This window comes from Ruegeria sp. AF3, assembly GCF_056536285.1.
Genome location: NZ_JBQFJM010000002.1, coordinates 267,887 through 281,853, shown reverse-complemented (window position 1 = coordinate 281,853; position 13,967 = coordinate 267,887). Strand labels below are relative to the sequence as shown.

The following is a 13,967-nucleotide window of genomic DNA, read 5'->3' as shown; positions in this document are numbered from 1 at the left end:
CGTCATACATTCAGCTCGACACGGGCTCCGATAAAATATCTCAAGATTTCAGCTACTTGGCTTTCGGGCGCCGCGCATATCGCAGTAGACAGCCCATCTGCGATCACCGCGTCAGGGGCAGAAACCGAAACCGTTCTGTCCCGGTTTGCAGGCCCGTCCGGGGTGATGATGTGGCCCAAACCCTGTCCCAGCTGCGTCCCCAGCGACGATGATGTCGCGACCGCGCGGTCACGCAGCGCGACCCGTTTCAAAACCCGCTGGTCCGGCGCGGCCAACCCGGCTTTCCAGGGCGTGCCGTCGCCACGCACACCCAAGGCGGCAACCTCTCCCATGTCGACCAGAACATCACGCAGGCCAAAGCCACGCAGCAGCGCAGCGATCCGATCCGTGATCGCTCCCTGGGCGATACCGTTCAGCGTCAGGGCCGACTGACCCGGCACCGGCAGTTGCACCGACGCGGCATCGAAAGACACCCGTTCCCAGCCCACAGCAGCGCGGGCGGCAGCCAGATCTTCGGGGCCAGCGCCTGTTGCCAAGGCATACCACAGGGGCTGAATGCTGGGGTCGAATGCGCCGCCGGATGCCTGATGCAGCGCACTGCTCAGGCTCAGCACATTCAATAGCTCAGGCGCGGGTTCGGTCAAAACACCGTCGCGGTTCAGGCGGCTCAGCTGTGACTGCGGACGGTACAGGCTGAAGATATCCTCCAGCCGGGTCACCTCACCCTCGACGGCGGTGATGATCGGTGCGGCCTCGGCATCCGTCAGCCCAACCAGCCGCAGGCTGGCCGCAGCCCCAAGGGCGGTGCCGCGCCAGTGCGTGTCAAAGGCCATGGCCGGGGAGGCCGCACAGGCGGCCGAAATGATCAGAAATCGGCGACGGGACAGGGCGATCATACGGGGGTCTCCAACTTCAGATCAAGATCGACCGGGCCAAGCACTTCGGCATCAGGAATGTCGGGCAGGCGCATCGCGGTCCCGCCATAGGTATCCGCGAAAACCTGGGCATCGGCAGGATCGGCAAAAGGCACCACTTCGCGCGCGCCCATGCCGCCGGCCACGTCAGCGCCGACGACAAAAGTCGCACCATCCGCAGCGATCCAGTTCGAAATCCCCGGCTGCCGCCAGCTTGGCGCAACGCCCATATCGCTGACATAGATGGCCGTGATATCCGCATCGCGCTCGGGGCTTTTCAGATAGGCCACCATGTCCCGCACCTGTGCAAAGAAAAGCGGGGCCGGATAGCCTTCCAGATGAACCTGCCCCTTGGGGCCGCCATGCTCGGCGACATTCATCTGGCAGAAATAGCTCAGCGCATCGGGTGTCAGGTCGACCGGATCGGGGGTCTCGGCCAGCTCTTCCTTGCAGGCCGCCAGTGCGAGCAATGCGATCAGGGCAAGACGTCTCATGGCTCAACCCTCCGGAAAGCCAACCTTGCAAGGGCAAAGCCCAGCACCGGCCAGATCAGCAGCGACGCGGGCGCGGCCCAGACCGGCAGGGCCTGTGCGGCCCCGGTCATGCCCGAAGCCATAGCAACACCCTCGGTCGCGGCGATGTTCCACAAACGGAAAGCGTCGGCCGGGTTGGCCACCATCACCCATGGAAAGACGGATTGGGTGAAGGCGCCGCCCTTGTCCATGACGACGGCCCCCAACAGGCCCAGATCATAAAGGACGACAAAAACCAGCCAAAGCCCGGCCGACAGACCCGCCGCCGCCGTGGCGCCCCTCGCCAAAGCGGACAGCAGGTATCCAAGCGCCAGAAACACGGCGCCCAGCAGGATCGAGGTCAGGACAAGTCGCACCAGCGCCATCAGGCTTTCCGGCCCCGCACCACCAAAGTACGCGGCTACCGCACCTGCGGTGCCAAAACCGACGGTCATGGCAAAGGCCAGCGCGGCCAGATGGGCGCAGAACTTGCCCAACAGGATTTCCCCGCGCCCGGCCGGATAGGACAGCAGCAGCGACAGGCTGCCCCGGTCCACATCGCCCGCGATGGCATCGAAGGAAATCATCAGCGCCAGCAAAGGCGCAAGATAGACCGACAACGTGGTCATCGACGCGACCGATACGGTCAGCATATCGACACCCAATGTACCGGTGGGCGCACTGCCCGCAAAGGTCAGCGCCAAGGCGAACAGCACCATGATCAGCGTGGCAACCAACAGCCAGCGGTTGCGACGCAGGATCAGCATTTCAGTTCGGGTGATGGCAAGGAAGCGGGTCATGTCCTCTCCTCCTGTGCATAGTGGCGATAAAGATCCTCCAGCTTGGGCGGTGTCATTTCCACATCCGCCACCGCATCGCCTAACCCGGCGATCCGGCGCAGGGCCTCCATCTTGTCTTCGGGTGTGCAGAGCAGCTCGACGGACGCGCCGTTGATCCGGTTGCCGCCCAGTTCGGCGGCCAGGGCATCCGCATTGGCGCTGGCACGCACCTTCAGCCGGATCGGCAGCCCGGCCAGCGCCGAGAGGTTGTTCAGCGTGTCATCGGCGACCATCCGACCCTTGCGCATGATGGCGATCCGGTCGGTGCGCGCCTCAACCTCGGTCAAAGCATGGCTGGCAATCAGCACGGCGGTACCCTGCGCGGCCAATTCATCAATGATGGCATAAAGGTCCTGCCGCGAGATCGGGTCCAGGCCGGATGTCGGCTCATCCAGCAGCGCCACTTTCGGCTGTCCCAGCAGCACCTGCGCCAGCCCCAGACGTTGCCGCATCCCCTTGGAATAAGCCCCGATCCGGCGATCCAATGCGTCGCTCAGACCAACGCGCTCCAACAGGCCGGGCACATCGGCTTTTGACCCGGACAGTTTCGCAAACAGTGTCAGCTGCTCGCGCCCGGTCAACGCCGGGTGAAACGAGACCGCCTCGGGCAGATACGCCGTATCCCGTCGCGCCTGCGCGCTGCCAGGGGTGGCGTCCCCGATCCGAATGGCCCCGTCCCGAATGGGCGTCAGGCCAAGGATGGACTTGATCAGGGTCGACTTTCCCGCGCCGTTATGGCCCAGCAGCGCCACGCGCTGACCGGGGGCAAGGGATAGGGTGATATCGTCAAGAACGCAGGTTTTCCCCCGGTTCTTGCTGACATGGTCAATTGACAGGGCCTTATCCGTCATGAGGCACCTTTTTCATAGCTGGGGGTTCAGGGGCTTGCATCAATGGGTTGCTGTCCATCACACCCCCCGGCAACAGTGCCGGGAAGGCCGATTGCGACCAGCGTACCAGCTGTACGGCAGGCGAGCCGAGCAGCAATTTGGCTGCGGGTTGGGTCCACAGCACATGGTCCATACTGTCATTGGGTCGATAGGGGACATCGGCGATGCCGTTGCCATCCACATCATAGGCGGCAAAATCGGACCAGTAGTTGCCGCGGCCGTCTTCGGACCACTCGACCCACTTGGTCGAGACGTATTTCACCTGCGTCCGGTTGCCGATGAATGAATTGCCAACGATGCGGTTGCGTTCACTGCCAGCGGTAAAGTGGATACCGATGCCGCATCCCTCAAACCAGTTGTCGGTGAATTCGTTCTTGTTCGAGTTATAGAGGAAGGTGCATTTTTCCTTGGCACCTTTCACCACATTGCCGGTGATGACGCTCTTGTTGGCGTAATTCAGCATCACGCCATGTTCGCGGTCCCCGATCGAGACATTGTTGGCGACCCGCACGTTGGTCGTGAACATCACCGCATAGCCCAGATCGTTGCCGATCGAGACGTTGTCGCTGACGACCGAGTCATCGGCATACATGTAGTGAACGGCAAACCGCAGATCGCGGAACAGGTTGCCGGTAAAGGTGTTCTTCTTGGACGAGTTCACAAAGATCCCGTCGCGGCCATAGCGGATGTCATTGCCTTCAACCACCGCACCCGGCGCGTTCCAGACATAGACACCATTGCCACGCGCGTTCATGTGGCGATCCTGCCGCCCTTCAATCCGGTTGCGTCGTACGATGCTGTCCTTCGCACCGTGTATGTCGATGCCGTAAAGATTGCCCAGCAGCACGTTATCCTCGACCACCGGCGCGCGCGCCGTCTTGGTCAGCTGGATGCCGCTGTCGATCCCGTCATGATCCGAGCCTGATCCGATCACCGTAAGCCCGCGCAGGGTCACGCCCGGCCCGGTCACTGTGATCACGCTGCCTTGGCCTTGTCCGTCGATGGTGGCCTGTCCCAGCCCGTCGAGGGTCACGGGCCGGTCCAGAACCAACTGCTCGACGTAATCGCCGGGGCTCAGGCGAAGGGTGTCCCCATCCGCCGCCTGCGCCAGTATCTCGTTGATGGCCCCCGCCCGGTTGGGCACATCCCAGTCCGCCGCCCAAAGGGGCGAGCCGAGCAGGAGCGGTATGAGCAGGGGCCAACGCATGTTTATGCGCTCCGCGGCTCAACAAACATCCGGCCGCGCATCTCCATGTGCAGCGCGTGGCAGAACCACTGGCAATAGAACCAGTGCACGCCCGGACGGTCGGCAATGAACGTGACCGAGGCCGTGGCCTGCGGTGCAACTTCCATCGCGATACCGAAGTTCGACAGGCAGAAGCCGTGGGTCACATCGTCCACGTCATCCAGGTTGGTGACATAAACGGTCACTTCGTCACCCTGTTTGACGGTGAACTTCTCCATGCTGAACACGGGCGCGGTCGAGGTCATGTAGACCCGCACCTTGTTGCCGTCCCGGATCGGTTCCTCGGCACCTTCGTCCAGATCGACGCCGTCAGCGGCAGCCTGCGCGCGCGCCTCTTCCCACATTGGGTCGTTGCGGTCCCAGACATTCACCGGGTTCACCTTGGACCGGTGAACAATGATCGAGTCATGCGGCTCGGCAAAGGTCGGGCCGTCATGGACCACCTTCATCTTGTCGCCGGAAATATCGATCAGCTGCTCATTTTCGGGCTTCAGCGGGCCTACGTTCAGGAAGCGGTCTTTCGAGAATTTATTCATCGAAATCAGCCACTTGCCATCGGCTTCGGCAGTTTCACCCATCGAGGTCGAGTTGTGGCCCGGCTGGTAATGCACGTCGACCTTGTCGATGATCGGGTCAACATCAGCACCCGCATAGGCCTCGATCGCCTTGGCGATGTCCCACTTCACCACCTGGCTGTCCAGGAACAGGGTGGTATAAGCGTTGCCCTTGCCGTCGAACGCCGTGTGAAGCGGGCCAAGACCCAGCTGCGGCTCGGCGACAACAGCGGAACGCGGATCGGCGTTTTCGCTGAACAGTGCATCGACCTTTTCCACATCGATTACGGACACGGTCGGCGACAGCTTGCCGTTGATCATGATGTGTTTCTTGTCAGGCGCTGCGTTCACACCGTGTGGCGAGTTCGGGATCGGGATGTACCGGGTCAGGTTTCCACCCGCCTCTTTACGCCCGTCCACGACCTTGACGCCGTTCAGTTCCTGATAGTTCCCGGCCGCTACGGCCTCTTCGATTCCTTTGAGGTTGAACACGACCACATGGTCCAGCTCGTTCTCGGTCATCTCGGCCAGGTTCATACCCATTTCCGAGTTATACGAGGTCGAGAAGGCGTATTTGCCCTGATAGTCGCAGTCGGTGTTATCGAGGTTACCCGACACCATCACCTGCCATGCAACTTCCATGGTGTCGCCGTCGATGGCCGTAAAGATGTTCACATATTGTGACGGATCATCAAGGATCTGGCCGTCATTGACCAGCGGGGCCTCGTGCTCACCGTTGGCAAAGACATAGCCGGTGCGCGGGAATTTCTGCGGACGCAGGCCGTGGATGTCATGCGCGTTCGGGATCTCGATGATCTTGTCGCATTTCATCACGTCACAGCGCACACGGGCCACGCGGGTGTTGGCCTTGTCGTTCATGAACAGATAACGGCCATCATATGTGCCGTCGGTGAACGACATATGCGGGTGGTGCAGGTCGCCGTTGTCATAGGTGACCTTGCCGTTTGCAGCCAGGAACTCCTTGGTTTCAGGCAGCAGGCCCTCGGTCAGAACCTTCAGCGACTCGTTGGTCTGGCCCCAGCCCGTGGCCGAGCAGCGGTTGAACACCGGCACCCGCATCAGCTCGCGCATGGACGGCACGCCTAGAATGCGCAGTTCGCCGGTCTGGCCCGACGACCAGAAGCCGTAATATTCGTCCAGCTCGCCCGGCTCCAGATGCTGCTTGGCGGCAGCGCTGGCCTCTTTCGCGGTCATCAGGGTCGATCCCAGACCGGTCCCGGCGATGACGGCACCGGTGGCAGTGGCCCCCAGCATACCGCGGCGCGTGATGTTCAGTTTGTTTTCTTGGTCCGACATGGTCGTTCCTCCTTTTAGGAAACGGTTTTCGGTTTGGCGTTTGGATGGTTCGCCGGTGGTTGCCCGAGGGGGGTCTTAGGTGTGACCGACCCGGTCTTGGCCCGCCGTTTCAGTTGGCGGATAACGACGGGACATTTGTCCTCGGACTGATAGAGCACCTGACAATGCAGGCAGGTGACGCACTCGTTCGGATTGATCTCACCGGTGGGGTGGATCGCCTGAACGGGGCATTCATTGGCGCAGGTCTGACAGGGCGTGCCACAATCGTTGTAGCGGCGCAGCCAGTCGAACATGCGGATACGGGCAGGGATCGCCAGCGCTCCGCCCAGCGGGCAAAGATAGCGGCAATAGAACCGTTCGATGAACAGCCCGATCCCCAGCAGGACCAGCGCAAAGACCACAAACGGCCAGTCGCGCATGAATTTCAGAATGATCGCGGTCTTGAACGGCTCGATCTCGGCATATTGCTCGGCCAGCGGGATCGACACGAAACTCAGACCAAAAAGACCCAAAAAGATCATGTATTTCGCAGGCCAGAGCCGCTCGTTCAGACCCCAGGGCAAAGTCCATTGCGGCACTTTAAACGCCCGTGCGATCTTATTGGTCAGCTCCTGAAGCGCGCCAAACGGGCACAGCCAGCCGCAATAGGCTCCGCGACCCCAGAACAACAGGGCGGCGGCCACGGCAAACCACTGGATAAAGACCAGCGGATCCAGCAGGAACGCGTCCCACGAGAACCCCGTGCGCAAACTGCCCGCCAGCGCCATCAGGTTCACCACGCTCAGCTGTGCATTGGCATACCAGCCGATGAAGAACAGGGTCATCGTCAGGTACCCGATGCGGAACCAGTAAAAGACGCGCGCATTCATCGTGGCGTGGAACTGGAAGAAGAACGTGGCCGTCAGCACCAGCAGCATGACACCAAGCCCGGCGATCTCGACGGTGCGATCCTTCCAGATGCGCTGCCACAGGGCCGCCTTGGCGGCCGCTTCGCCGGTTGCATCATCCACAACCGATGGGGTGGTGACTGGCAACAGGTACTGTTCCGGCAGCTTGTATCCCAGATCGAAGGTCAGAAAGGTCTTTTCAACCGCCCCGACGGCACGCTGCACCAGCAATTGCAGGCGGAACGGCTCGGCCGGGTCAAACTCGGCATCAGCGGGGATCTTGAAGATATCCAGTTCGGTAAAGCTGGGGGCATCTGGCGCGGCAACCTCACCCAGACGGCGCTGCTGCTTGTCGAAGAACCGCACCGAGCTGTCGCCCTGGATCAGCTGAATCCGGTCAAAGATCCCACCCCGGACATAGCCCGATCCCTTGAAACTATAGGCCCCGCGCCCCAGTACCAGAATGGCCTGTTCGCCCTCGTCCAGCCAGTTGGTCAGGTTCTGGTATTCAGCCTCACCCAGCAGCGACTTGCCGATCGATGGCACCGAAACAAGCGCCATGTGCATGTCGATGAAGGTGTCATCCGGCTCGCCCGGTTCGGGGCGCTTGATCGCGCGCTGATCCCCGGTGGCTTCAAAGGCGGCATTGACCTGCCCGACATCCAGTGTCATCCGCCGGACCGAGCCGTCTCCAGACAATGTGGTCCAGTCGTAAACCGCATCCTGCGCCATATCAACTTCGCGCTGCGGCCCGCCAGCCTGTACCGGAGACAATCCGCCCAACCCCAGCGCGCGGGCCACTTTGATCCCTCCGCGCACAAGGCTGTCATCGATCACCATGATCGTCACGGTCGCACCCGAGATAATGTCTAGGTCATGCCCCTCACCCCCGGTCTCGGCCTCTCGTTTCAGGTCAAGGCCCGCATAGCCTTCGGTCAGTTCAACCATCCGGGAATTGGGAATGCCGATCAGCACGATGGGTTCGGAATGCTTGACCAGCTGAACACCGGTCAGAACAGCATCCGCGTCGATGGCGGCAACCACGTGAATGGGTTTGCCGGAATATCCGGTCGTGCCGACAAAGTCCGAAGTCAGAAAAGCCCACGCGATGGTCTCGGCACCCCGAAGGACCGGGGCAACCTTCACGTCGCTGCGTACCGGGCCAAACGCGTCGGCACCCGGGGCCAGGTCAGCCGGATCGATGTCAGGAAGAAAGCTGGCAAGACTGTCGGCGCGCGCACTGATTGCAACACCGAAGGACAGAACGAGGGCCAGAAGGAAATGGATTGCGCGACTTATGACCACGGCGCACCTCCGATCAATTGGGTGGACGCCATGGACGCGCGCGGGGCGCGTTCAGATTCTTCTTGGGTCGTGAACGGGGGTCCCCGGGTTTCGGGCCACAGGTGTTTGGGGCTGTACAAAATGCACTGCCCCCCATGTTCAAAGCGTACATTTTGAACATTTCCGACGCTTGCGGGCAGCAAAGCGCCCGGCATCGGTGCTGACACCGTCACCGCACAAAGCGCACAGTCCGCGCATTTCGGGCAGGGCGCGGTTGGATCGTTGTCGCCTTCTTCTTCAAGGTCAACTTGAACCCAGACCGCGCCCGCCTCCGAGCAGATCTCCACCCACATGCTCTCACCGGGACTCGCCAGAACCGGGCCAAGCATTTGCAACAACAGAAGGAAAATGCCTGCCAGTCCACACGCCGCGCGTGATGCGCGAACAGGGAGGGTGTGGAAGGAGTTAAAGGCAGGCATGGAGAATCCAACTCGGTATTCTTTCCCGAGTCGTAGGCGGTTTTCCCTGTCCGATACTTGACTTTCGTCAGGCCTTTGGAATTTCCCGTCAGCCGTCCGCTTCGTCCATCAACCCACGCACCCATCGCCCCGCCAACCAGGACGCGGGTATGCCTAAAGGTATTGACCAAAGGATTGCCGGAACCGGTCCAATCACGCCGAAACCGGCACTATGCAGGATCAGCCCGGCCAGAAACAGGTTGATGGCCACGGTCAACATGGTGGCTGGATAAAGCAGAATGGCCAGTTTCCAGACCGGCCATTTGCCTTCAGTGGCTGGTGCCTTCCGAGAAGGTGATTTTGTTCCAGACATTGTACTTCCCAGACGGTTTTCGCATCGGCAGGCGGCGCACTTCTTCCAGCGTCTGCGCATCATAAACGATCACCGCGCCGTCATCTTCCCAGATTGATACAAGCGCGTGGCGGCCATCCTTTGTGAACTCGACATGTGCCACGGTCTTGCCCGGGGCAGGGCGCAAAGTTCTTACGATTTCAAGGCTTTGCTTGTCGATCACATGCATGGCATCCTTGTTGGGGCCAAAGAAGACATCGGCCCAGACGTAAGGCGAATTTTCGTGGCTCCGCATGAAGAAGCCCGGCCCTTCGGTCTTGATCCGCTTGACGGTTTCCCAAGTCTCCATGTCGATCACCGACACCGTGCCGTCGGTGAGATGCGGTGTGGCCATAACGGTCGTATCGCCATGTTTCCACGTAATCCCCGAGCCCAGATGCGGCATCCCCGGCAAGTCCAGATCGGCCACCTTGTGCCCAATAACAAGGTCGATCACCTGTCCGCCCTTGCCATCGCGCGCGGCACCCATGACGTATTCATAGCTTTGATCGAAAAAGAAATCGTCCAGATAGTCGGGCGTTGTGATCTTGCGCACCGGGAAAGGATCGGGGTTCTTGAACTGCCCTTCGATGCGAAAGTCGTGACCCAGCCCGGATTGCGGCGGGTTGGCTCCGTAGAAGACCTCCCAGATCTCGGGAACATCCTTGAGCGCCAGAACAAAGCTCTCGCGCGGGGGGGCCTGATACACTGCGGATACGCGGCTGGATTTCCCCGCTTTTCCTTTGATCGCAATGACTTTTGCCACCGACAGGTCTTCGGTCGACAGCAGGGTCAGACTGTTTGGCAGATAATTCGCAACGGCCAGCCACTTGCCGTCACCGGACATTGCGATGTTTCGGCTGTTAAGCCCCGCCCGTACGCGCCCCACCTGTTGCAGGGCCCAGATGTCGTATTTCTGAACCCAGCCATCCCGGGACATGATGAAAACGTAACGCCCATCCGGGCTGAACTTCGGCCCGCCGTGAACCGCGAAGGGTGTCTCGAACCGGTCCAAAACCTCAAACGTGTCACCATCCAGCACGCTGACATGATGATCCCCGGTTTCGACCACCAGGGTGATGTTCATCGGGTCACTTGACCACACTGGCGCATCAACCGGGAAATAACCGTCATCCAGCGTGCGGCTGTCCATGATATGGGCCTCGCCCCATTCGGGGTCGGTTTCCAGCGGTGATTTCAACCAGCCGGCCAGCTCTTCAATCTGCAAAGCATCGAGTTCGTGCGAGAAAGCAGGCATTTGCGTCGCCGCGCGCCCTTCCGCAATCACCGCCGCGATACGCGGCCCACGCATGCGCTGCAGCGTCTCTGGGATCAGTGCCGGGCCCACACCGCCCAGGCGGTTTTCACCGTGGCAGGACGCACAATGCTCGGCATAGTCCGTTGGTGCATCCGCCCAGGCACCACCGGCGCCCAGTACAGAACACATCAATACGACCTTCATCTTTTCAAAAATACTCCCGCCGGAGGCTCCGTTACGTGTCTCTGGCGCCCATGTCGAAGGCTCAGAGCAGACAGGATCAAAAGAACTGATGCGCCGGATCATGGCTTTTCCCCCGGAACGGCGTGACCCGCAGGCGCTCACCTGCGTCGTCAACACCGATTTCTTCGTTTGTCAGGTAACAGGCCGGATCTTCGGCCCAGGGATCACCGGTCAGTTGCAGGGCCCGGATGCGGGTGTTGCCACCGCAGACATCCTTTAGCTCACAGGCTCCACAGCGCCCCTTGAGGGGGCGCGGACGCGTGCGCAGCATGGCCAGCATCGGATCGTCGCTGGTCCAAAGTTCGGAAAACGATGTCGTCTTAACGTTGCCGACTGTGTAATCAGACCAGTAGGTGTCAGGATGGACCCGGCCCAGATTATCGATATTGGCCACACCCAAACCGCTGGAATTTCCTCCCCAAGCGGCCAGATGCTCGCGGACATGCGCAGCCTTGTCAGCGTCGAAATGCGTGCGAATCCAGTTCAGGAAATACCCCGCATCTGCGTCATTGTTGCCAGTCACGATATCCAGCGGGCGACCGCCCGAGGCAGCCTCCCACGCGCGCTCCAACAGCAGATCCATTCCCTTGCGGGTGCGCTGATGCTCGGCATCTTCACCGCGGTTCTTGTCACCACGCCCGGCATAAACCAGGTGCGACAGGTAAAACTTGTCGACGCCCTCGTCATCGCATAGCTGAAGCAGGTCCGGCAGGTGATGCTGCGTGCCTTCGGTCAGGCAGAACCGCAAGCCAACCTTGATGCCGCGCCTCTTGCATTCGCGCACACCGCGCAGGGCGTCGGCAAAAGCCCCTTCAACACCGCGGAACCAGTCATTCGTGGCCCCGATCCCATCCAACGAGATGCCAACGTAGTTGAAACCAACGTCGGCAATCATGTCGGCTGTTTCATCATGAATGCGTGTCCCGTTGGTCGACAGCGCCAGCATCGGCACAATGTCGCGCGCACGTTTGGCAATGTCGAAGAAATCGAACCTGTCCAGTGGTTCTCCACCCGAGAGGATCAGGGCCGGGACGCGAAACTGGCCCAGATCCTCAAGGGTTACCATGGCTTGCTCGTGGCTGAGCTCGCCCGGGAACGCAACATCCGCCGAGACGGTGTAGCAATGACGACACTTCAGATTGCAGCGCCGCGTCAGGTTCCAGATTACAACCGGTTTCACAGGACCGGGGCGACGTTTTCGCACCGGGGTCGGTTTGACCAGCTGGTGCATGTATTCGGTCAGGCGGAACATCGTCTCAGCCTTTCTTTTTCAGGCGCAGCCCGGTCTTTTTCAGGATGCGCGTGGAATAGAGGATATCCTTGGCCCGGCAGGCATCACCCAGGATCATAGTGATCTGGGCGCGTTTTTCCTCGACTTCATCCCGATCCGATCCGTGAACCATGGCAAACAGATTGTAGGGCCAGTCGGGCAGGGCGCGCGGGCGTTCATAGCAATGGGTGACAAAGGGTAGAGCACCGATCTGGGCGCCCAATTCGGCGATGCGGTCATCTTCGACATCCCAGACAGTCATACCGTTTGAGGTCATGCCCAGCTTGTAGTGGTTGGGGGCGGCCGCGATGCGGCGGATTACGCCGCGCGCTTTGAGGGCTGACAGCCTCTCAAGCAGATCGGCTTCCTGCATCCCCAGATCATCAGCAACCTGAGCATATGGGGCAGAAACCAGAGGCAATCCGCCCTGTAGCGCTTGGATAATCAGTCTGTCTGTTGCGTCGATCATGCCGCCACCCGAAAGCCGATGTAGAATTCCTGAAGTTTGGGGAAACAAAGAACCTCGATCCCCGTTTCCCGTTCGATTGCATCGGCTGTGGCCCTGATGCCTTCGGGCGTTTCAGTGGCCAGTACGAACCACATGTTCAGCCGGTGCGTGCGTTCATAATTATGGGCAACCTCGGGATGTGCATTGACTTTGGTCACGACGGCTTCAAATTCTCCGGCTGGAACGGCCATCGCGCAGAGGCAGAAGGCACCGCCCATTGCAGCGGCATCGAAGAACGGCCCAAAACGTGTGATGACGCGTGTCTCTTTCATGCGCGTCAGGCGCGCCAGCAATTCGGCCTCGGACAGGTCAAGTTCTTTGGCGACTGTTGCGTAAGGATGTGAAACCAGTGGCAGATCGTCCTGCATACGGTTCAGGATCGCACGGTCAGTTTGGTCCAGCGTCATGCGGCGACCTCTTTGGTTTGAATCAGGGCACCGGTCTGCTTGAAACAGCGGGTAGAGAACAGAACCTTGTTCCGTGCACCTGTCAGTTCGGACAGGGTCGTCGCACGGGCCAGTACGTCCAAAGCTTCGCTGCGGGACCGCGCGTGGATCATGGAATACAGGCGATATGGCCACACATCGGGCACCGGGTTGCGCTCGTAACACAAGGTCACTCCGGGGAAAGCCGCCAAAGCGGGGCCGGCGATGTCGATCTGCTCTGCTGGCAAGTCCCAGACAACCATCGCATTGGCCGACCAGCCAAGAGCCCGGTGACGTACGATGACGCCCAGCCGCGAAATGATACCGGCAGTATGCAACGCGATGACTCGCGCCATCACATCATCAACGTCCCGGTTCAGTGAATGTGCCAAATCTGCATAAGGTTCGGCGACCAGAGACAAACCCGAGCTCAGCGTCTGCAGCAGACACCGATCACCCTCGCGCATCGCAGACGCATCCACCTGACGTGCTGTGGGCACGGTTTTGACCCCGCCGATCATGCGGAACCCGAGATCAACGTTGAAAGGGCGCACCAGCCGCAAATCCAGAACACGCAGCCCGGTGACCCGGCTGATCCGTGTGAGGGTATCATTCACATGTGCCCGATCAGGGCCGGTTGCGACGAACCAGAGGTTCCAGGCGTCCTCGCGCTGATAATTGTGGTTTACACCCGGTTCGGCGTCGATCAGGGCGGCGACCTCCTCCAGCCGCTCCTCCGGGACGGAGACTGCCGCCAGAGTACTGGCCGTCACCACGCCGGGTGTAATGGTTGCGCCAACCCGCGTGATACGGCCCGTGGTGCGCATTCTGGTCAGGCGGTGGATGACTTCGCTTTCGTCAAGCCCAACTGCGTTTCCAAGAACCTGAAACGGGCGTTCGATTACCGGGAAATCGCGCTGAAATTCATCCAGCAAGCGGCGGTCGATCGGGTCTGTAATGTGTTGCATGAC

Annotated in this window: 13 protein-coding genes; all 13 read right to left on the bottom strand. The window is 60.6% G+C overall.

Annotated elements, in window-relative coordinates; genetic code table 11:
• Window positions 1–2: 2 nt before the first annotated feature.
• Window positions 3–896 (bottom strand): FAD:protein FMN transferase, encoded by an 894-nt coding sequence (locus tag ACR3FC_RS17905; RefSeq protein ID WP_480477401.1) that lies wholly within the window; start codon window positions 894–896, stop codon window positions 3–5.
• Window positions 893–1,408 (bottom strand): nitrous oxide reductase accessory protein NosL, encoded by a 516-nt coding sequence (locus ACR3FC_RS17900; RefSeq protein WP_480477399.1) that lies wholly within the window; start codon window positions 1,406–1,408, stop codon window positions 893–895. Before ACR3FC_RS17900 ends, ACR3FC_RS17905 begins: the two co-directional genes overlap by 4 nt.
• A complete protein-coding gene (locus tag ACR3FC_RS17895) occupies window positions 1,405–2,226 on the bottom strand; it encodes an ABC transporter permease (protein ID WP_480477397.1) in 822 nt (273 codons plus the stop codon). The genes ACR3FC_RS17900 and ACR3FC_RS17895 overlap by 4 nt, the downstream gene beginning before the upstream one ends.
• Window positions 2,223–3,116: an ABC transporter ATP-binding protein gene (locus ACR3FC_RS17890; protein WP_480477395.1), complete on the bottom strand. Its 894-nt coding sequence runs from the start codon at window positions 3,114–3,116 to the stop codon at window positions 2,223–2,225. The genes ACR3FC_RS17895 and ACR3FC_RS17890 overlap by 4 nt, the downstream gene beginning before the upstream one ends.
• Entirely contained in the window at window positions 3,106–4,362 is a 1,257-nt protein-coding gene (locus tag ACR3FC_RS17885) for a nitrous oxide reductase family maturation protein NosD (RefSeq protein WP_480477393.1), read from the bottom strand. Before ACR3FC_RS17885 ends, ACR3FC_RS17890 begins: the two co-directional genes overlap by 11 nt.
• Before the next feature lie 2 nt (window positions 4,363–4,364).
• Window positions 4,365–6,272 (bottom strand): TAT-dependent nitrous-oxide reductase, encoded by a 1,908-nt coding sequence (nosZ, locus tag ACR3FC_RS17880; protein ID WP_480477391.1) that lies wholly within the window; start codon window positions 6,270–6,272, stop codon window positions 4,365–4,367.
• Window positions 6,273–6,286: 14 nt separating this feature from the next.
• A complete protein-coding gene (locus ACR3FC_RS17875; RefSeq protein WP_480477389.1) occupies window positions 6,287–8,464 on the bottom strand; it encodes a 4Fe-4S binding protein in 2,178 nt (725 codons plus the stop codon).
• Between the two features lie 546 nt (window positions 8,465–9,010).
• Window positions 9,011–9,274, bottom strand: coding sequence for a hypothetical protein (locus ACR3FC_RS17870; RefSeq protein ID WP_209507042.1), 264 nt, complete (start codon window positions 9,272–9,274; stop codon window positions 9,011–9,013).
• Complete coding sequence (locus tag ACR3FC_RS17865; RefSeq protein WP_480477387.1) at window positions 9,231–10,754, bottom strand: cytochrome D1 domain-containing protein; 1,524 nt, start codon at window positions 10,752–10,754, stop codon at window positions 9,231–9,233. Before ACR3FC_RS17865 ends, ACR3FC_RS17870 begins: the two co-directional genes overlap by 44 nt.
• 76 nt (window positions 10,755–10,830) lie before the next feature.
• The gene (nirJ, locus tag ACR3FC_RS17860; RefSeq protein WP_480477385.1) at window positions 10,831–12,045 is read right to left on the bottom strand and encodes a heme d1 biosynthesis radical SAM protein NirJ; all 1,215 of its coding nucleotides are present in this window, start codon (window positions 12,043–12,045) and stop codon (window positions 10,831–10,833) included.
• A 4-nt stretch (window positions 12,046–12,049) separates the two neighbouring features.
• On the bottom strand, window positions 12,050–12,532 hold the full coding sequence (gene ahbB, locus ACR3FC_RS17855; RefSeq protein ID WP_480477383.1) for a siroheme decarboxylase subunit beta: 483 nt from the start codon (window positions 12,530–12,532) through the stop codon (window positions 12,050–12,052).
• Window positions 12,529–12,978, bottom strand: a complete 450-nt coding sequence (locus ACR3FC_RS17850; protein WP_480477381.1) for an Lrp/AsnC family transcriptional regulator — start codon at window positions 12,976–12,978, stop codon at window positions 12,529–12,531. The genes ahbB (ACR3FC_RS17855) and ACR3FC_RS17850 overlap by 4 nt, the downstream gene beginning before the upstream one ends.
• On the bottom strand, window positions 12,975–13,964 hold the full coding sequence (gene ahbB, locus ACR3FC_RS17845; RefSeq protein ID WP_480477379.1) for a siroheme decarboxylase subunit beta: 990 nt from the start codon (window positions 13,962–13,964) through the stop codon (window positions 12,975–12,977). Before ahbB (ACR3FC_RS17845) ends, ACR3FC_RS17850 begins: the two co-directional genes overlap by 4 nt.
• Window positions 13,965–13,967: the final 3 nt, after the last annotated feature.